Annotated in this window: 21 protein-coding genes; 9 read left to right on the top strand and 12 right to left on the bottom strand. The window is 63.7% G+C overall.

All coding sequences use genetic code 11. From position 1 onward, the window contains the following. Positions 1–3 precede the first annotated feature (3 nt). From GTW51_RS24515 to GTW51_RS15540, 4 genes are all read right to left on the bottom strand, one after another. Positions 4–150, bottom strand: a complete 147-nt coding sequence (locus GTW51_RS24515; RefSeq protein WP_343034028.1) for a hypothetical protein — start codon at positions 148–150, stop codon at positions 4–6. Positions 151–205: 55 nt separating this feature from the next. Continuing rightward, entirely contained in the window at positions 206–2,698 is a 2,493-nt protein-coding gene (clpA, locus tag GTW51_RS15550) for an ATP-dependent Clp protease ATP-binding subunit ClpA (RefSeq protein ID WP_163044946.1), read from the bottom strand. An 8-nt stretch (positions 2,699–2,706) separates the two neighbouring features. Then, positions 2,707–3,072 (bottom strand): ATP-dependent Clp protease adapter ClpS, encoded by a 366-nt coding sequence (gene clpS / locus GTW51_RS15545; RefSeq protein ID WP_163045032.1) that lies wholly within the window; start codon positions 3,070–3,072, stop codon positions 2,707–2,709. Positions 3,073–3,308: 236 nt separating this feature from the next. Beyond that, positions 3,309–3,719 carry a phasin family protein gene (locus GTW51_RS15540; protein WP_246233191.1) on the bottom strand — a complete coding sequence of 137 codons (411 nt, stop codon included), beginning with the start codon at positions 3,717–3,719 and terminating at the stop codon, positions 3,309–3,311. Between the two features lie 335 nt (positions 3,720–4,054). Here GTW51_RS15540 and GTW51_RS15535 point away from each other — a divergent pair, with 335 nt between their 5' ends. Then, positions 4,055–5,554: an SPOR domain-containing protein gene (locus GTW51_RS15535; protein WP_343034027.1), complete on the top strand. Its 1,500-nt coding sequence runs from the start codon at positions 4,055–4,057 to the stop codon at positions 5,552–5,554. Positions 5,555–5,623: 69 nt separating this feature from the next. After that, entirely contained in the window at positions 5,624–5,896 is a 273-nt protein-coding gene (locus tag GTW51_RS15530) for a hypothetical protein (protein WP_425483266.1), read from the top strand. Positions 5,897–5,905: 9 nt separating this feature from the next. On the opposite strand, the gene GTW51_RS15525 is transcribed toward GTW51_RS15530, so the two are convergent. Both GTW51_RS15525 and GTW51_RS24340 read right to left on the bottom strand, forming a co-directional pair. Further along, positions 5,906–6,343 (bottom strand): DUF1489 family protein, encoded by a 438-nt coding sequence (locus GTW51_RS15525; RefSeq protein WP_163044944.1) that lies wholly within the window; start codon positions 6,341–6,343, stop codon positions 5,906–5,908. 144 nt (positions 6,344–6,487) lie between these two features. Then, the gene (locus GTW51_RS24340; protein WP_281354616.1) at positions 6,488–6,613 is read right to left on the bottom strand and encodes a hypothetical protein; all 126 of its coding nucleotides are present in this window, start codon (positions 6,611–6,613) and stop codon (positions 6,488–6,490) included. A 251-nt stretch (positions 6,614–6,864) separates the two neighbouring features. Between GTW51_RS24340 and GTW51_RS15520 the strand changes: the two genes are divergently transcribed. After that, positions 6,865–7,551, top strand: a complete 687-nt coding sequence (locus GTW51_RS15520; RefSeq protein WP_246233190.1) for a DUF599 domain-containing protein — start codon at positions 6,865–6,867, stop codon at positions 7,549–7,551. 14 nt (positions 7,552–7,565) lie between these two features. On the opposite strand, the gene GTW51_RS15515 is transcribed toward GTW51_RS15520, so the two are convergent. Continuing rightward, on the bottom strand, positions 7,566–8,297 hold the full coding sequence (locus GTW51_RS15515) for a YdcF family protein (RefSeq protein ID WP_343034026.1): 732 nt from the start codon (positions 8,295–8,297) through the stop codon (positions 7,566–7,568). Positions 8,298–8,391: 94 nt separating this feature from the next. After that, positions 8,392–9,222, bottom strand: a complete 831-nt coding sequence (locus tag GTW51_RS15510; protein ID WP_163044943.1) for an aldo/keto reductase — start codon at positions 9,220–9,222, stop codon at positions 8,392–8,394. Positions 9,223–9,317: 95 nt separating this feature from the next. Between GTW51_RS15510 and GTW51_RS15505 the strand changes: the two genes are divergently transcribed. Then, positions 9,318–10,289, top strand: coding sequence for a heparan-alpha-glucosaminide N-acetyltransferase (locus GTW51_RS15505; RefSeq protein ID WP_343034025.1), 972 nt, complete (start codon positions 9,318–9,320; stop codon positions 10,287–10,289). A 45-nt stretch (positions 10,290–10,334) separates the two neighbouring features. Here GTW51_RS15505 and GTW51_RS15500 read toward each other — a convergent pair whose 3' ends face one another. After that, on the bottom strand, positions 10,335–10,736 hold the full coding sequence (locus tag GTW51_RS15500; protein ID WP_163044942.1) for a MerR family transcriptional regulator: 402 nt from the start codon (positions 10,734–10,736) through the stop codon (positions 10,335–10,337). A 100-nt stretch (positions 10,737–10,836) separates the two neighbouring features. Next, positions 10,837–12,249 carry a magnesium transporter gene (gene mgtE, locus GTW51_RS15495; RefSeq protein WP_163044941.1) on the bottom strand — a complete coding sequence of 471 codons (1,413 nt, stop codon included), beginning with the start codon at positions 12,247–12,249 and terminating at the stop codon, positions 10,837–10,839. A 321-nt stretch (positions 12,250–12,570) separates the two neighbouring features. Here mgtE and GTW51_RS15490 point away from each other — a divergent pair, with 321 nt between their 5' ends. Further along, positions 12,571–13,659 carry a DUF475 domain-containing protein gene (locus GTW51_RS15490; RefSeq protein ID WP_163045026.1) on the top strand — a complete coding sequence of 363 codons (1,089 nt, stop codon included), beginning with the start codon at positions 12,571–12,573 and terminating at the stop codon, positions 13,657–13,659. Between the two features lie 13 nt (positions 13,660–13,672). Here GTW51_RS15490 and GTW51_RS15485 read toward each other — a convergent pair whose 3' ends face one another. Continuing rightward, positions 13,673–14,584 carry a lipid kinase gene (locus GTW51_RS15485; RefSeq protein WP_163044940.1) on the bottom strand — a complete coding sequence of 304 codons (912 nt, stop codon included), beginning with the start codon at positions 14,582–14,584 and terminating at the stop codon, positions 13,673–13,675. A gap of 639 nt (positions 14,585–15,223) precedes the next feature. On the opposite strand from GTW51_RS15485, the gene GTW51_RS15480 reads away from it, so the two are divergent. The 4 genes from GTW51_RS15480 (at position 15,224) to GTW51_RS15465 (ending at position 17,279) form a co-directional block, all read left to right on the top strand. Then, positions 15,224–15,913, top strand: coding sequence for a YiiX/YebB-like N1pC/P60 family cysteine hydrolase (locus GTW51_RS15480; protein ID WP_163044939.1), 690 nt, complete (start codon positions 15,224–15,226; stop codon positions 15,911–15,913). 78 nt (positions 15,914–15,991) lie between these two features. Then, the gene (locus GTW51_RS15475) at positions 15,992–16,210 is read left to right on the top strand and encodes a hypothetical protein (RefSeq protein WP_203566116.1); all 219 of its coding nucleotides are present in this window, start codon (positions 15,992–15,994) and stop codon (positions 16,208–16,210) included. Positions 16,211–16,497: 287 nt separating this feature from the next. Then, positions 16,498–16,812 carry an ArsR/SmtB family transcription factor gene (locus GTW51_RS15470; protein WP_163044937.1) on the top strand — a complete coding sequence of 105 codons (315 nt, stop codon included), beginning with the start codon at positions 16,498–16,500 and terminating at the stop codon, positions 16,810–16,812. Between the two features lie 2 nt (positions 16,813–16,814). Further along, on the top strand, positions 16,815–17,279 hold the full coding sequence (locus GTW51_RS15465; RefSeq protein ID WP_163044936.1) for an SRPBCC family protein: 465 nt from the start codon (positions 16,815–16,817) through the stop codon (positions 17,277–17,279). Between the two features lie 457 nt (positions 17,280–17,736). Here the strand turns inward: GTW51_RS15465 and GTW51_RS15460 are convergent, their stop codons facing one another. Then, the gene (locus tag GTW51_RS15460; RefSeq protein ID WP_163044935.1) at positions 17,737–18,624 is read right to left on the bottom strand and encodes an AraC family transcriptional regulator; all 888 of its coding nucleotides are present in this window, start codon (positions 18,622–18,624) and stop codon (positions 17,737–17,739) included. Positions 18,625–18,790 lie beyond the last annotated feature (166 nt).

Here is an 18,790-nt window from a genome sequence, read left to right as displayed (position 1 = left end):
GACTCAGGTCAGTCCCGCTTCGCGCGAGAGCCCGGCAAATCCGACAAAGGCGGTGATGAGGATCAAGGCCGGGGCGCTGGCAATGCCCTTGGCGCCCTGCAGCGCCCAGTAGGCCGCACCCTGATCGTCGGCCGGATCGAGATGTTCCAAGACTGGCTCCGGCCGTCATGCTGAAAGGGCCGCCCCTGCGGGCGGCCCTCATTGCTCAGTTCAGCTTGCGCGGGACTTTCGGCACCGTGGCAGGCCGCTTCGACGCGGCGACTTTCCCGGCAGGCGCCGGCTCGGCCACTGCATCGTCCGGCTCGTCCTCGTCACTCTCGTCATCGTCCGGCTCGTCAATCTCCGCGCCATCCGCAGTGACCTTGCTCCGTCGACGCGACTCCGACTTCTTCGCCTTCGGCGGGACTTCGTCGGCGATCGCCTCGAGCGCGAGGGTCTTCGTGCCGTCTTCGGCCGTGTCCACGGTGACCTTCACCGTGCCGCCGCGCTTGAGCTTGCCGAAGAGCACCTCGTCCGCCAGTGGCTTCTTGATGTACTCCTGGATCGTCCGGCCAAGCGGCCGGGCGCCCATGTTCTCGTCGTAGCCCTTCTCGGCGAGCCAGGAGACCGCTTCTGGCGTCAATTCGAACGTCACGCCGCGTTCCGACAGCTGTGCCTCCAGCTGCATGACGAACTTCTCTACCACCTGGTGGATGACCGGTGTCGGCAGCGATCCGAACGGGATCACAGCGTCGAGGCGGTTGCGGAATTCCGGCGTGAACAGGCGGTTGATCGCCTCCTCGTCCGCGCCGCTACGCCGCGAATGACCGAAGCCGATATTGGCCTTGGCCATTTCCGACGCGCCGGCATTGGTCGTCATGATCAGGATCACGTTCCGGAAGTCGATCTGCTTGCCGTTGTGATCCGTCAGCTTGCCGTGATCCATCACCTGCAACAGGATGTTGAACAGGTCCGGATGCGCCTTCTCGATCTCGTCGAGCAGCAGCACGCTGTGCGGGTGCTGATCGACACCGTCGGTCAGAAGGCCGCCCTGGTCGAAGCCGACATAGCCCGGAGGCGCGCCGATCAGCCGCGAGACGGTGTGCCGCTCCATGTACTCCGACATGTCGAAGCGCAGCAGCTCGACGCCGAGCGACGACGCCAGCTGGCGCGCCACCTCGGTCTTGCCGACGCCGGTCGGGCCCGAGAACAGATACGAGCCGATCGGCTTGTCCGGTTCGCGCAGGCCGGCACGGGCCAGCTTGATGGCCGAGGCAAGGTTCTCGATCGCCGCATCCTGACCGTAGACGACGCGCTTCAGCTGCTCGTCGAGATGGGCGAGGACTTCCTCGTCATCCTTCGAGACGGCCTTCGGCGGGATCCGCGCCATGGTGGCGACAGTCGCCTCGATCTCCTTGACGCCGATCTGCTTCTTCCGCTTGGCCTCGGGCACCAGCATCTGCGAGGCGCCGGTTTCGTCGATCACGTCGATCGCCTTGTCCGGCAGCTTGCGGTCGTTGATGTAGCGGGCCGACAGCTCGACGGCCGAGCGGATCGCCTCGTTGGTGAACTTCACCCGGTGGAAATCCTCGAAATAGGGCTTCAGGCCCCGGAGGATCGACACGGCATCCTCGATCGACGGTTCCTTGACGTCGATTTTCTGGAAGCGCCTCACCAGCGCCCGGTCCTTCTCGAAGAACTGGCGGTATTCCTTGTAGGTGGTCGAACCGATGCAGCGGATCGCGCCCGAGGACAACGCCGGCTTCAACAGGTTCGAGGCATCCATCGCCCCGCCCGAGGTCGCACCGGCGCCGATCACCGTGTGGATCTCGTCGATGAACAGGACAGCGCCCGGATACTCCTCGAGTTCCTTGACCACCTGCTTCAGCCGCTCCTCGAAGTCGCCACGATAGCGCGTGCCGGCGAGCAGGGTGCCCATGTCGAGCGAGAAGATCGTCGCATCGGCCAGAACGTCCGGCACGTCGCCCTCGACAACGCGCTTGGCGAGGCCCTCGGCGATCGCCGTCTTGCCGACGCCGGGATCGCCTACATAGAGCGGGTTGTTCTTGGAGCGGCGGCACAGGACCTGGATGGTCCGGTTGATTTCCTCGGCCCGCCCGATCAGCGGATCGATCTTGCCGTTGCGCGCCTTCTCGTTGAGATTCACGCAATAGGCGGTCAGGGCGTCCTGAGCCGTCTTGCGCTTGCCGTCGTCATCCTGGCCCACGGTCGATTGGTCGTCCTCGGCGCCTCTGAGCGGCCGGCTTTCTGATTCGCCCGGCCGCTTGGAAATCCCATGCGAGATGAAGTTCACTGCGTCGTAGCGGGTCATCTCCTGCTCCTGCAGGAAATAGGCTGCATGGCTTTCGCGTTCGGCGAATATGGCGACGAGCACGTTGGCGCCGGTCACTTCGTCGCGGCCGGAAGACTGCACATGGATCACAGCACGTTGGATGACGCGATGGAAGCCCGCCGTCGGCTTCGAATCCTCGTCGTGACCCGTGACCAGGTTGGTGAGTTCGGTATCGATATAGGAGATCAGGTTCTTGCGCAGGAGATCGAGGTCGACGCTGCAGCCCCGCATGACGGCAGCGGCGTCCTTGTCCTCCAGAAGCGCAAGCAGCAGATGCTCAAGCGTCGCGAATTCCTGCCGGCGCTCGTTGGCGAGCGTCAGTGCCTGATGCAGCGACTTCTCAAGGCTTTGCGAAAATGTCGGCAAGCTTCACCTCAATTCTTTTCCATCACGCATTGCAGCGGATGTTGGTGCTGGCGCGCAAAATCCATGACCTGCGTGACCTTCGTCTCCGCTACCTCGTAGGTATAGACCCCGCATTCGCCAACGCCGTGGTTGTGCACATGCAACATGATCCTGGTGGCCGCCTCGGCATCCTTCTGAAAGAACCGCTGGAGCACGTGGATCACGAACTCCATGGGTGTGTAATCGTCGTTCAGAAGGAGCACTCTGTAAAGGCTCGGCCGCTTTGTCTTCGGCTTGGTGCGGGTGATGACAGACGTGCCGCGATCGGTGTCGCCGTCGCCGCCCTCATCCTTCCCCGCCTGCCCGCGCCCCGGGGCGAACCCGCCATCGGTCATGCGCTTCTCGTCGGTCAATTCAGCCACCATTCTCATCGCACCGTATGTATGTGCCGTCCGCCGGATTTTAAGACGCATCACGCGCTCGGCAAAGCATTCTCCGTCACCCGCCCGTCGTCGAGGCTTCGGGGTGGTGCGTCCCAGTCCTTCCACCAACAAAAAAGGCCCGGCGTCGTCCGGGCCTTCGAAAAAATTCCATTGAGGTGTCGTCTGCCCTGAGGCCCTGCCGGCTTGGATCAGGCGGCGACCTGCGTCTCGTCGGCCTTGGCCACCTTTGCAGCCGTCTCGGAGTTCTCGCGGGTGTATTCGACGCCGCGCCCGTAAGAACCCAATGCGATCTGTTCGAGCGGCTTGCAGGCCTCGCGCGCCATGTCAGCGTAGATCTCGCCGAACTTCGTCGTCTGGGACACCCAGCTCTGATAGATCGACTTGGCGAAATCGCCCTGCAACTCGAAGGTCTTGTCCATCGAACGCGCCTGCAGGAGCTTCTCCAGCATCGCCATCTGATGCTCATAGGAGCGCTTGCCGAATTCCGACGTTTCGGTGGCTATCTGCTGCAGGCCCTTGGTCACCACCGTGAGGGAATCCAGGGTGCTGTCCACGGCGCTCTTGCTGGTGCGGGTCGCATCTTCGTAACTAGTCATCATTGCGTTCCCCTGGCTGGAAGTTGCTTGTGCCGACGACGATCATCGCCGCCAGCGGGACTGATCATGCTGGCCTGAATATATTGCGCTGCACAATATTTGCCAACGCCTGACGGCATTGCGGGCCAGCGCCCGCATTGATGTCGGCTTTCTGCGCTACCGATGATTGCCGCGCACGGTGGAAGGGTTCGGCAACCATAAACCGATTGGTAAGCCCGTCCGCCTAATCTGCATTTCAACGGGGGCTGTCAGCGCCCGCCGGAATCCGAAGTGCCTGCGACATCGTGCCCGACATCTCGCGGCAGGTTCGCAGCAGGTCAGATCAAGAGAGTAGCCGCGTGCGCAAGATTTTTCCCCGTCTCAGAGCCGTCACCGTCGCGTTTGGAAAGACGCTCGGCTTCGCTGCCCTCGGAGGCGCGCTGTGCCTTTCGCAGATGTCCGCGGCCCACGCGAACCCGCGTTATGCCGGATTCGTGATCGACGCCAACAACGGCAAGGTCCTCTATGAGGACAATGCGGACGCGTATCGTTACCCGGCTTCACTCACGAAAATGATGACGCTGTACATGACGTTCGCCGCTCTCAAGACCGGCCGCGTCTCCAAGTCTAGCCAGATGCCGGTGTCGAAATACGCCGCTGCGCGGCCACCGTCGAAGCTCGGCCTGAAGGTCGGCTCGACCATCACCCTCGAGGAGGGCATCAGCGCCCTCGTTACCAAGTCCGCCAACGACGCGTCGGTGGTCATGGCCGAGTTCCTGGGCGGATCTGAAGCACGATTCGCAGAGCAGATGACGGCAACCGCCCGCAAGCTCGGCATGTCGCGCACCACGTTCAAGAACGCCAACGGCCTGCCGAACAGCGAGCAGCGCACCACCGCGCGGGACATGGCGACGCTCGGCATCGCGCTGCGCGAGCATTTCCCGGAATATTACGGCTACTTCTCGACGCGATCCTACAATTTCCGCGGCACCCGCCTCGGCAACCATAACCGGGTGCTCGGCCGCGTCGAAGGTACCGACGGCATCAAGACCGGCTACATCAATGCGTCGGGCTTCAACCTTGTCTCGTCCGTCAAGCGCGACGGCAAGAGCCTCGTCGCCGTGGTGATGGGCGGCCGTTCGGGCCGTTCCCGCGACGACCATATGGTCAAGTTGCTCAACCAGTACCTGCCGCAGGCCAGCACCCGCGACGGCGGCGCACTCATCGCCTCGCGTGCCAGCGTTCCGACGCCGATGCCGGTTGCCGCCGCTGCACCAGCAGCCATAACCGTCGCCGCCCTGCCCAGCAACGGTCCGGTGCCCGGCTCCCGGCCGGCGCCCGTCAATGTCGACGAACGCATTGCCCTCGCCTACGGCTCGGATGCTGCCGGCGCGATCGCCCGGCTGCCGCAGGCCGACGCTCGTCCCATCGTCGGCCGCGACGCCCTGCGCGCCGCCCTCGTCCAAGAGCGCCCTGCTTCGCACATTCCGTTCCCGGCCGTTTCCCGGCCGGCGATGAACACCGGCGTGCCGATGCCGCGCCTCGGGGTTCCGGGTGCCGTCGACCACGAGCCGACCGGCTCCGTCCAGTCGGCTTCGGTCTCTCGCCCGAGCTCGCCCTGGGTCGTCCAGATCGCCGCAGCGCCCGCCGCCGCCGACGCCATGAGCATGCTGTCGGAAGCCAAGCGCAAGGTCGGGGGACCGCTGAACGCCGCCGAGCCGTTCATCGAACCGGTCAGCAGTGGCGCACAGACGCTGCATCGCGCCCGGTTCGCCGGCTTCGCGAACAAGGACCAGGCCTGGGAGGCCTGTGCTGCGCTGAAGCGTAACGACTACAATTGCTACGCCGTCGCCAACTGACATGCCCGCTGCGGGCGAAAGCCCGTTCGGTTTCAATCCTAGTGTATCGCGTTTTGAGGGGATTCAGGCATGTCGATCGAACAGCATGGTCTCGGCCAGGAAGTCATGGAGACGCCCTTTCCGCGGGCCCTCAACCAGGGCGGGGCCCACCCGGTGCATCAGGCGGCGCTGCGCCTTGCCGAGGTCAGAGACGGACGCTCGCGCCTCAAGGCCAAGGATCTGGTGGCGCTGCTGCTCTGCCACGGGGCGCGGGCCTGGCGCTCCTCCCAGCCGATCTCGCACACGCGCATCCGGGTGGCAGGAACCTCCGGTACGCCTGCCCTCCGGCTACGCTTCCGCTGAACGGACGGTCTAGAGAAGGCCGAGTTCGAACAGTTCTCGGCTCAAGGCCGGCGGCAGCGCCTCGTCCGGCGTCTCTCCCCCGCCGAGGTCCATCGGCGCATCTTCGGGCTTGAGGTAGCGCCAGCCCTGGAAGGCCCGTCGCGGCTGCCAGGCGGTTCGGGTGAAGACCGGCTCCAGCACCAGACGGCAGCGCCCGATCCCCGCCTCGTCGACGAACGGGCGGACGGCGAGCAGACGCTGGCGAACCTGCGTATGGCCCTTGATCACCCAATAGAGCGACCCGCCTTCCACCAGTTCGGTGGCGCGCTTCGGGACCATCCGCGTGGTATGGATCTGCTCGACGGCCGTGCCCATCGTTCGGGCGTGCGCAAGGCGGCCCGCAACGTGGGTCTCGAGCTCCTCGATGGTCTCGACGCCGACGCATAGCTTGATGAGGTGGAGCGGCACGGCTGCCTTTCGAACGATCGGCGCTCAGTTGTCCGGTCGATAATCGGTCGGCCAGGCTTCAGTATGCCCGGGAGAGCCGCCTGGCGGCGCGAGTTGCAGCGGGCGGCGAATGCGGCAGTCGACCTCGGGCCGACCCCACAATGATCAGTTCGCGGCGATCGTCACCGTCTCGGCGCCGGCGAAAAGAAAGCCGAGCACGAGGAGGGCTGAGAAGACGGCGACCGTCCATACGGTCACGCCCCAGCACGACTTCTGCACACTGTCATCCATATATGAAACTGTCCTGCATTGATGTTGCGGCGGATCCGTCATGACCCCCGTCCCGGTCCGCAGCTGTTAAATATCCGTTAAGGCGTCGGCGTACAAGGCACCCCCCAGAAGGATTCTGTCGTCACTTTGCTGGCCCTGCCTTGAGCCGGACTTGCGCCGACGCCGCCAACCCTGTCACCTCCGGGCGGAATTGATCCGCAGAATCCGCGCGGTCCGGTCGACGGAAACGGTGCGGAATGGGAGACGGCCCGATGCTGATGATCGAGACGGCAGACGGCATCGCGGTGGCGATCTTTCTCGTCGTGTGGCTGGGGTACAACTGGATCAATGACCACGGCCCCCTCGCCGACAAGGGCCTGTCCAGCGCCATGAACGTCCAGCGCGGACGCTGGATGGAGGTGATGTCCCGGCGCGACCTGCGGATGATCGACACGGCCATCATGGCGGGGCTCCAGCAGGGCACTGCCTTCTTTGCCTCGGCCTGCATCTTCGCCATCGGCGGCTGCTTCGCGCTCCTGGGTTCGGCCGAACGAATCGCTACGATCTCGGCCGACCTGCCATTCTATGCCGGTCTCGACCGAGGCATGGTAGAGCTCAAGCTGCTCGGTCTGGTGCTGATCTTCGCCTACGCCTTCTTCAAGTTCGGCTGGGCCTATCGGCTGTTCAACTATTGCTCGATTCTCATCGGCGCTGTGCCGATGCCCTCAGATCCCACCGTGGACGCGGCGACGCGGGAACGGGCGGTACTGAAGGCGGCGCGGCTCAACCAGATTGCCGGCCGCAACTTCAATACGGGCCTGCGCGCCATCTTCTTCGCCCTCGCCTATCTCGGCTGGTTCCTCGGGCCCTATGCGCTGGTCCTGACGACGACGCTCGTCGTCGTCATCATCGCACAGCGGCAATATCGCTCGCCTGCCCGGGATGCCGTGCACGATTAGGCTCACCTGCCCGATCAGCGTGGCGCAGGGAAGAGCGCGTCGGTTCGGCCGGCGACGTAGTAGGCGGCAAGGCCGACATATTCCCGGATGGCGAAGTGGACCTTTTCGAGATTGCGCGTCGTCGCGGTCGAGGGACGCCACAAAGCCGCTCCGCTTGGCGTCCGGTAATCCACCGGATACGGGATCACGTCGAAGCCAGCGACGCGGAAGCACCCGACCGCCCGCGGCATGTGCGAGGCCGAGGTGACCAGCAGCCACGTCTCGCCCGGCTGCGGCTCGGCCAGTTCCTTCGCGTAGACGGCGTTCTCGAACGTGTCTCTGGCGCGGTCGTCGAGCAGCAGTCTGTCGGGTTCGAGATCGAGCGATGCGAAGAACACTTCTGCGACGTAGGTCTCGGGAATGTCCTCCTCCAGCACCGCCGCGACGCCGCCGCTGAAAAGTACCCGGGCTTCCGGATAGCGGAAAGCGAGGGCGCGGGCGACGGTGACCCGGTCGCCCGCCTCGTTCAGCTCCGGCTCGCCACGGGTGCGGGCGACGCGGGTATCGAACATGCCGCCGAGGACGACGATGCCGTCGACATCCTGCGGCAGCGACGGGCGCGGGAACCGATCCTCCAGCACTGCCGTCATGACGAGGCCGGCGGGCGTCAGGCTGCACAGGACCAGCGCCAGAGCCGCAAGCCCATAGAAGGCGCCGCCCAGACGCCAATAGCGCAGCCGGCGGGCGAGGAAGCCGATGGCGGCCACGAGGATGATGGCGACCAGCGGCTGCAGGACGAACCAGCCGATCTTGGCGATGATGAAGAACAGTCCAGCCTCCTGCTTCCGGCCGCGCGTGGGTCTAGGCGCGATCCCAGTGCGGCGCGAAGGACGGATCGACGAGGCGCGCCCTGCGCCGCGTCAGGTCGCTGATCGCCGCGTGCTCTGCCTCGGTCAGCGCGAAGTCGAAGATCTCGAGGTTCTGCCGCAGCCGCTCCGGATTGGACGTGCGGGGGATCGCACCGACCATGTCCTGCTCGATCTCCCAGCGCAGCACGATCTGAGCCGGCGACTTGCCGTGCGCTTCGGCGGCTTCCCGGATCACCGGATGACCGAGGACGTCGCCGCCCTGGCCGATCGGCGAATAGGCGATCATCGCCATCTCGTTGCGCCGGCAGGCCGAAAGCACGTCGTCCTGCGAGAGGAAAGGGTGATACTCGACCTGATTGCAGACCAGCGGGCGGGACGACATGGCGCACGCCTCGTCGACCATGGCGCTGGTGAAATTGGCGACGCCGATGTGGTGCGTCAGCCCGTCGGCAACGGTGCGGTTCAGCGCGTCGATTGATTCTTCCAGCGGCACGTCCCGGTTCGGCCAGTGGATGAGGATGAGGTCGACAGCCCCGATGCCCAGAGCCTCGATGGCCTTGTGGGCCGACGCGGAAAGGGCGTCCTCGGTGAGATCGGTCCACCAGACCTTGGTCGTGACGAACAGCTCTCCGCGATCGATGCCGCTGCGCCGGATGCCCTCGCCAACCTGGACCTCGTTGCCGTACATGCGGGCGGTGTCGATGTGGCGGTAACCCGCCTCGATCGCCTTCGCCACCATGTCGACGCAAGTCTCGCCTTCGAGTGTGTAGGTGCCCAGGCCGATGGACGGAATGCGAGCGCCGTGCGCCTCGATGATCTTCATGTCGTACCTCTTCGGGGATAGACCGCCGCGCGAAACGGCGGCATTGCCGTTCAACATAGGAAGCCGCCGTGGCTGTCCAGCTTCAAGGAACACGCGTGCCCCCAGCAGTCGGTCCCGCCCCCAGCGGGCGCATCGAAATCGTCGACATCGCCCGTGCCGTCGCGCTGCTCGCGATGGTGGTCTATCACTTCACCTGGGATCTCGAATTCTTCAACTATGTCGATCGCGGCCTGACCGGTGAGGGCGGCTGGCGGGTTTTCGCCCGGGTCATCGCCTCGAGCTTCCTGTTCCTCGTCGGGATCAGCCTCGTTCTCGCGCATGGCGGCGGCGTACGGTGGCGGCCGTTTCTTGTACGACTCGGCCAGGTCACCGCGGCAGCCGCCGCCGTCACGATCGCCACAGTGTTCGCCACGCCGAACAGCTTCGTCTTCTTCGGCATCCTCCATCACATCGTGGTCGCGAGCCTGATCGGCCTGGCCTTCCTGAGGCTGCCGTGGATCATCGCTGCGTTGGCCGCGGTCGGCGTGATCGCCCTGCCCTGGTTCGTCACCAGCCCGGCATTCGACACGCGATGGCTGGCCTGGACCGGCCTCGCCGAATCGCCGCCAGTGTCGAACGATCTGGTGCCGATCTTCCCGTTCTTCGGCGCCGTGCTCGCCGGCATCGCGGTCGCGCGGCTGGCGCAGCGAGCCGGGACGTTCGAGGCGCTGCGCCGCTGGAACCCGTCGCTCGCACCGCTTGTGCCGCTCGGCTGGCTCGGCCGCCATTCGCTGATGTTCTATCTGGTGCACCAGCCGGTGCTGATCGGCCTCGTCTATGTCTTCGCCCAGATCGCGCCGCCGGACCGCGATGCGGTGTTCCGGTCCGACTGCAGCCGAGCCTGCCTGGCCCAGCAGGACGAGCGGTTCTGCCAGGCCTATTGCGACTGCGCGCAACGCGAGATCGTCGCGGCCGATCTCTTCGATGCGCTGATGGCCGGCGACACCGACGAAGCCCAGATGACCCGGATCCGCGACATCATCAACGAATGCACGTTCCGGACGGTGGACCAGTTCGAGGCCCAGTAGCAGGCCGCTGAACGACGCGGTTGGCAGGGAGCGATGCGCCGGTCGCTACTCGGCGCGTGCCGTCTGGCCGACGCCGAGTTCGGCCATGCGGGTGAGGCAGGCCTCTTCGGCCGCGTCCAGCTCGCGCAGCAGTTCCTCGATGTCGCGGCGCTTCTGCTCGAGCTCCTGCCGGCGGTCGCCGACACGTCGGACGATCGCCCGCAGCTGCGCGGCCTCACCCGGCGGGCTCTTGTACATGTTCATGATCTCGCGGATCTCGGCGATCGAGAACCCCAGGCGCTTGCCGCGCAGGATGTTCTTCAAAAGCTGCCGATCGGAGTGCCGGAACAGCCGCGTCCGGCCCCGCCTTATCGGCGCGAGCAGGCCCTCGTCCTCGTAGAAGCGGATGGTCCGGGTCGAAATGTCGAACTCCCGGGTGAGCTCGGTGATCGTGTAATAGTCGCGCATGAAAGCGGGATCCCCGACAGCGGTGCCATAGCTGCATGAGGCCAGCCTTACGTAAAAGTCAATCCATGCACCGCAGCACGGCGCGCCCCCGGTGGTGCCGTCAGCCGATGTTGAACCAGATGGCGGCCAGGCCCAGAAACGAGAAGAACCCGACGACGTCGGTCACCGTCGTCACGAAGGTGCCGGACGCGATGGCCGGATCGACGCCGAAGCGATCGAGGACCAGCGGAATCAGGATGCCGGCCAGCGCCGCCGCCAGCATGTTGACTATCATGGCGATGGCGATCACTTCGCCAAGGCCGCGATTGTCGAACCAGAACGCAGCAACGAGGCCGATGATCACCGCAAACAGGACGCCGTTGAGCAGCCCGACGAGCGTCTCGCGCCGGATGACCCGCCCGGCGTTGTAGAGGTCGATGTCGCGGGAGGCGAGCGCCCGCACCGTCACCGTCATCGTCTGCGTTCCGGCGTTGCCGCCCATCGAGGCGACGATCGGCATCAGCACGGCCAGCGCCACCATCTGCTCGATCGTCGCGTCGAACAGGCCGATGACCAGCGAGGCGAGGATCGCCGTCACCAGGTTGATCAGCAGCCAGGAGAAGCGCGAACGCGCGGCGGTGAACACGGTATCGGAGATCTCTTCGTCGCCGACGCCGCCGAGACGCTTGATGTCCTCGTCGGCTTCCTGCTGCAGGATGTCGAGGACGTCGTCGATGGTGAGCACGCCGACTAGGCGTTCGCTCTCGTCGACAACGGCAGCCGACAGCAGATCGTACTGCTCGATGACCTGCGCCGCTTCCTCCTGGTCCATCTCGGCCGGGATCGCGTGGCGCGTCTCGTGCATGATGTCTTCGATCTTCTCCGGCCGCTTGGCGCGCAGGATGCGGTCGAGATCGACCGCGCCGAGCAGCTTGAAGGCCGGATCGATGACGAAGATCTGGGCGAAGGATTCGGGAAGGTCCTCGTCCTCGCGCATGTAGTCGATGGTCTGGCCGACGGTCCAATAAGGCGGCACCGCGACGAACTCGGTCTGCATCCGCCGGCCGGCGGATTCCTCGGGATATTCGAGCGAGCGCCGCAGCCGGATGCGTTCGCGGAACGGCAGGCGCTCCAGAATGTCCTTGCGATCCGCCTCGTCGAGATCCTCGAGGATGTAGACCGCGTCGTCCGAATCCAGCTCGCGCACCGCTTCGGCGATCTGCGCGTTCGGCATGGCGTCGACGATCGACATGCGGATCGCTTCGTCGACCTCGGTGAGCGCGGTGTAGTCGAACTGGTCGCCCATCAGCCGGACGAGGGACTGCCGCTCCCCGTGGTCGAGGGCTTCGAGCAGGTCGCCGAGTTCCGACTCGTGCAGATGGCCGATTTCCTGCTGCAGGAAGTCGGCATCCTCCGCCTCGATCGCGGCCTCAACGTTTTGGCGGAAAGGCTGCGCGACGAAGCCGTCCTCGTCGTAGACCTCGTTCCGCACACCATCTGCAGGCGCGTCGCTGTTCAGCTGCGGATCAGCCATGCACCCTCCCCGACTTGTGGTGAAACGGATCGACCCGCCGGCAACAGCGGTCGCCCCGCGTCTAGAGGATTTTCATCCACTTCGAAAGCACGACCGCCGCGATGATCCGGTGATGGAGGCCGCAAATGGGAGGCCACTATCGACCGGGATGCAGACCGTCGGCGGACGTGGCTTCCCGACAACATAATTGGCGCGCGGGAGGTGATGGATAATCGCGCGCCGGAGGCGTACATCGCGATGTCGCTGCCGAGCGCCGCCTCTGTCGTCTGCGGTGACAGCCAGAGCTGCTGCTACGGCGTCTTGCTCACGAACGGACCCCACATGGCGAGCCTGCATTACTTTAAGTGGTCATTCATCGTGACGGCCGTCGGCCTCGCGCTCGGCGCGTGGCTCGGCTGGAACGCCACCGGCACGATCGGTGGGATGTTCGCCGTCTTCTTCATCTGCGCGGTCCTCGCCGTCCTCGAGATTTCGCTGTCCTTCGACAACGCCATCGTCAACGCGAACAAGCTGAAGGAGATGACCCCGGTCTGGCAGCGGCGCTTCCTGACCTGGGGCATCCTCATTGCCGTGTTCGGCATGCGGGTTCTCTTCCCCCTCGTGATCGTGGCGATCGCCGCAAGCATCGGGCCGATCGCGGCCATGCAACTGGCGATCAACGAGCCGGCCGAGTATTCGCGCATCATGCTGGACGCCCATCTCTCGATCGCGGCGTTCGGCGGCACGTTCCTGATGATGGTGGCGCTCAGCTTCTTCTTCGACGAGCACAAGGAGATCCACTGGGTCCACGTGATCGAGTCGCGCGTCAGCCGCTTTGCCAGCATCCGGGGCGCCGAGATCACCTTCGTTCTCGTCCTGATGCTGATCTTCGCCCATCTGGTCGACTCGGCCGAGAAGCTCACCTTCGTCATGTCGGCGATCTATGGGCTGATCACCTTCCTGTTCGTCGACATCCTCGGAAGGGTACTCGACAAGGCCAACGAGGCGATGGTCGGGGCCGCCAAGGGCGGTCTCGGCGCCTTCCTCTATCTGGAGGTGCTCGACGCCAGCTTCTCGTTCGACGGGGTCATCGGTGCCTTCGCGCTGACCCAGAACCTGTTCGTCATCACCATCGGACTCGGCATCGGCGCGATGTATGTCCGCTCGATGACGATCATGCTCGTCGAACGCGGCACGCTGATGGAATACCGCTATCTCGAGCACGGCGCCTTCTACGCCATACTTGCGCTGTCGGTGATCATGTACGCACAGGCGGTCGTCCACGTGCCCGAGGTCCTCACGGGTCTCGGCGGTGCGGTCGTCATCGGCGTCGCCCTATGGTCCTCGATCCTCTACAACCGGCATAACCCGGCCGAGGTCGAGGGACCCTCGCTGCAGTCGACGACGGAGGACGCCGGGGGCCGACACTAGCCACCCGGCCCGGTCAGGCGGCCGGGGCGCTCGGCACGAACACCCGCAGCGCCTTGCGGTGGATCCGAAATGTCGCGGGCGTCTTCGATGCGAGATCCCCGTCGGCATTGACGTCATGCGGCCGCCGCGTGCTCAGCGTCAGGCCGGTGGACTGGAAGGTCCGGACCTTCTTCCACCGCCCTTGCGTGCCCCGCCGCAGCGACGGCGCCAGAGCAACGAGCTCCCACCAGTGCTCGACCTCCAGGCTATAGACGTCGAGCAGGCCGTCGTCGGGCGCCGCATCCGCCGCGACGGCCATGCCGCCGCCGTAGAATCGGCCGTTGCCGACGGAGACCTGCACCGTCCGGACACGCTCGACGACGCCGTCATGCTCGATGTCGACCGAGAAGGGCCGGCTCTGGCGCAGCAGCTTGAACGCCGCGATCGCGTAGCCCAGCTTGCCCCACTTCTTCTTGGCCGCCGCCGTCAGGCTGCGCGCCAGGTCGGCCGAAAAGCCGATGCTGGCGACATTGAAGAACAGCTGGCCGTTGACCTCGCCTAGATCGACGGCACGCAGTTTGCCGGCAGCGATGACCGAAGCGGCGGCGGTGATGTCGGTCGGGATCGTCAGGGTCCGGGCAAGATCATTGGCGGTCCCGAGCGGCAGGATACCCAGCGGCAGATCGGCCTCCATCAGCGCCGCCGCCGAGTCGCTCAGTGTCCCATCGCCGCCGCCGAGGACGACCAGATCGACCTGGCTCGCGTATTCCCGGATGATCTCGCGAAACGGACGCTCGTCCTGTGCCGGCTCGACAAGCGTCATCCCGGCCTGACGCAGCACGTCGAGCGCGGCCGCCGCGGACCCGTCGCCGCCGCTTCGGGCCTTGGCATTGAGGAACACGAGGGCCCGTTTCGGCAATGTGCCGCCGAGATTGTCTTGATTCATCGTCGTCCCCGTCGCCGCCCCGTGGTCCATGCCATCACGCGGCGAAGTGGCAACGTCCGGCCGGCTGCACAAGGCGCACGGGTCAAGCGCTCGAATCAGCACCGGCCGAGGCGGTCGACGGGCTCATGCCAGACGTCGTTGTCCGCACAACGGGCGTCAGCGACGAATTCCATTGGGGTTCGATCTGAACGTTCACCGCCGCATCCTGGTAGGAGATGCGGGATGGGGACCGGGAGGCCCCGACGCTCTTTGCCTTCAGAAAAGGCTGGTGCGGTCGAGAAAGGTGCCAATTTTTAAAGAAATCAAGCAGTTATGAAAAGGTGCGGGGAATTCGGTCGCTTTGTTTTGATTGAGGTATTTTCCGCTGTCCCCGCACCTAAGCACGCTGCCCCAGACCCGGCGACCGCCTGAATGCCGCGCTTCGCGGGCACCCCTGCGGCCGTCCGCTCTCGACCCTTCGGTGACGTTCCCACACCCCATCGTTGGTCCCCGAACCGGACGTGCCGTTCCGCCCTTCTACGAATTGGCAGGAGATAGAGGCTGCGCCGCCTTGCCGACACAGCGCGCGCGGCGTGATGGTAACAAGGTCCTAACCGTTAGTGCTCTCGCCATTTGGTCTCGATAATCAGGACGATACGAGTGAAACTGCATGGCATGACATTGAGCAGCCTCTGCATAGTCCTCTTCGCGATCATGTCGCTGACAACCCAAGCCTACGCCGAGCAAGAATGGAGCGGTTTGGCCAATGGTGACATCATCTTTCAGGATCGATCAGGGCCGCGCAGCGAAATTCTGAAACGTGCCAGCGGAACTTCTATTACCCATGTCGGGATCGTTAGACCGACAGGCGGAGGGTTTTATGTGGCCCATGTGATGCCCGAGCATGGCATGTTCGAGGAGCCGATAGAGAGCTTTATCGAGAAGGGTCGGGGCGGACGTTACTGGATCTCTCGCTACGATGGGCTGCCCTATCCTCCCGACGAGAACCATCCGGCGGTCGCATCTGCCTATGCATCCCACTACCTCGCCGAGTACGATACGTTCCACATGCCCGGTAATGAGGCGCTCTACGACGCCGAGTTCATCAACGTCGTTTACGGCGAGAACGGTGTGGACCTGGGGGAGCCGGCGACGCTGAAGTCGCTAGGGGTCCGATCTGAAAGTGATTTGACCACCTTGTTCGGGGAATGGGAGGCCCATCCGGTGTGCCAGTCGCGCAAGCTCAGCGCGCAGGACTGTCGCGCTGAGCTCATGGACTTTGAAATCCTGACGCCCGCCTCGATCGCGGAAGATGAGGAGCTTGAGCTGGTCTACACTAATGCCCGGTAGAGCCCTGTTCAGTTGAGGTGCGGGCCCAACCCGGATCCGGTGGGCACGGTACCTCCTATGCGCTGTGCGGTCGTGAAGATGGCTAGCTACTGCAAAGCGAGCGTAATCGACCGCGTTGTCCCCCCCAACCTACCCGTATCCGGCGGGAACCATTACGGCTTCTTCGCAGCCTATGGCACGCAGAAATCCACTACCACGATCCTTGAAATCGACCCTGAGCAGCGCATCGTGTTCTGGACGTTGTCCGATGACGCCGTGGAGGGCGACTTTGCCTGCGCACTGAAGGCCTTCGACTAGCTGAGTAGTAGCAGGTTTTGGCAGTAGACCGCCCTACCGAACGGCAGCTTAGCTTCGTTTCGACCGGAAGCGGACAGTCGTCTCTCCACCCCGTCCAGACGCTGCACCGAGGGAAGTGGACGGACGGCTGGCGACCCAACCAAGTCATAGCCGACGATTGCCGATCTCGCCGTAAGCGGACATGGGGTTTGAGCAGAAGGTCACGAGCGCGGACGGTCTCAGCACCGACTGGCTTCTTGACAGGCAGGTAATTACCTGCATATTTGTGTCTATGCAGATTAAGACCAATGCACATTGATAAAGTTTTCAAAGCGCTGGGCGACCCGACACGCAGAAAGCTGCTCGACCTTCTGTGTGAGAAGAACGGGCAGACGCTGGGCGCGCTTTGCGAAACCCTGGACATGACCCGGCAATCCGCCACGCAGCACCTCGGGATATTGGAGGATGCCAATCTGGTGAGCTCGGTCAGGCGTGGCCGCGAAAAGCTGCATTTTATCAATCCGGTGCCGCTGCACGAAGTCTACGAGCGATGGGTGAGGAAATTCGAACGCCAGCGGCTCAGCCTGCTGCACGATCTGAAGATAGAACTCGAGGGAGAGTAGCAATGACAAGAGAGACGACCAGATTTGTTTACGTAACCTATATTCTCTCGACGCCGGAAAAGGTGTTCGAAGCTATAACGAAACCGGATGTTGCAAGGCGTTACTGGGGCCACGAGAATATTTCGGACTGGAAAGTTGGATCGAAGTGGGAGCACATTCGTGCCAATGACGAACGCAGCGTCGAACTTGTCGGCAAGGTCATCGAGGTCTCTCCGCCGACCCGTCTCGTCATCTCGTGGGCGAATGCTTCGCAGGCTGACGATCCGGCCAGCCACAGCCGCGTGGCCTTCGAGATCGTTGAGTATGAGGAGATGGTCCGGTTGACCGTCACCCATGACGACCTGATTGCGGGCAGCGGCATGGCGAACGGCGTCAGCAACGGCTGGCCAACTATCCTCTCCAGCCTGAAATCCCTCCTCGAAACCGGCAAAGGTCTGGACGTCTTCGCCAAGCCAAAGGCTGCCTGATACCTGGCGGCGTCAAATGTCAGTCCGAGAAAGCATAGTCATGACCAAAGCCTATACCGGCGGCTGCGCCTGTGGTGCAATCCGCAGGGGCCTCTTAATCAGCGGGTCGTAGGTTCGAACCCTACGTCACCCACCAAATTTTCTGCAAAGATTGCAAAGACTTAATGTGGATAGGCTTCTCGGTTCCGCAGACCCTCCGCCGCCAGTTTGTCGATTTGGTTGCTTTACTTCAGACACTGATCCAATCCGAAAATGACGCTGTTAGCCTCGCCACCCCGAAAGCCATCGAGAGTGGAAGGTCACAGGGATACGCCTGGAGGGCATTACAGAGGTGGCATCCACAAGCGTGTCCGCTTTTGTGGAACTGAGCGCTGAGCAGCCGGTCTCCTTTCGACCCATTGCTGCCGTCCGACAAGATCGCAGCGATCGTCCGCTTCGAGCCCAACCTACCCATTCGTCAGGTTGCCGCGAATGGCTGCCTTCTGATGAACGCGCTCGGGCTAACGCCGAGGATTTGTCGGAACATGTAGGCGAACGCGCTTGACGATTCGTACCCCATATCGAAGGCAACCGATGTGACTTTGTGACCGGATGCGAGGAGCGAGACGGCGTGCAAAATCCGGGCATGGCGCAACCATTTGGAAGGCGGCATCCCCGTTTCTGCGGTGAACAGCCTTTCAACCGTTTTGCGGCTGGCAGACGCGTTTGCCAGCCATGCCTCAACAGATCGAACAGTGCCGGGGTCATTGAGCGCGGCTTGGGCGACCCCGCGAATACGGGCATCCTTTGGCAAAACCAGCGACAGCGGCACGTCACGCGCAGACAGTAACTCGTGCCTAAGAAGAACGTGCAGAGCGTCGTCGTGGTTGGTCCGTCGCGCATCGGTGCCTTCAGGCATGGTCGCGACGAACAAGGCACCAAGCAGCGGTGTCATGGCAATAACTCTGCAATCGCAACCAAGCTGATCCGCTTCACCGCCGTTCACGTCCACATAGAGCATCACGTTGTTGGACCCGTAGCGCATCCAATGCTCGGTATCTGGCGGTATCCAAACGGCCATGGCCGGACTCAGGAGTAGAACCCGGTTGGGCGTACCCACATACATGGAGCCTGAAGCGGCTGAGATGAGCTGGCCGTAATCGTGCACGTGCCAGTCATAGCTTTCTCCTGCTTCCGGTTTGATCGTCTCACCAAGATAGCGCGGTCGATACTCTGTGTCTGGCTGCGCATCCCTCACTGACGAATCCTCGATGGTAAATGACCTTTCTTCGACAGGCAGACATATCGCGCCCAAATAAGTTTGGTCAACGATCGGACATTGAGTCCGGTCCTCTGCATCGGACAACGCTCGTCACATGGACAACCGATCACTCATGACCTGGTTTGAACCGCCCCGAGTTTGTCGGAGGCTCCAACTCTTGAGAGACTGGAGCCATGACGAAGAGAACTCCGCCGTTTAGTCCCGAGGTGCGCGCCCGCGCGGTTCGGATGGTTTTGGATCACAGGGAGGA

Source organism: Aurantimonas aggregata (genome assembly GCF_010500835.1).
In the GTDB taxonomy this organism is placed as follows: Bacteria; Pseudomonadota; Alphaproteobacteria; order Rhizobiales; family Rhizobiaceae; genus Aurantimonas; species Aurantimonas aggregata.
The sequence above is the reverse complement of the archived record's forward strand: the minus strand, read 5'-3'. Positions and strand labels throughout refer to the sequence as shown.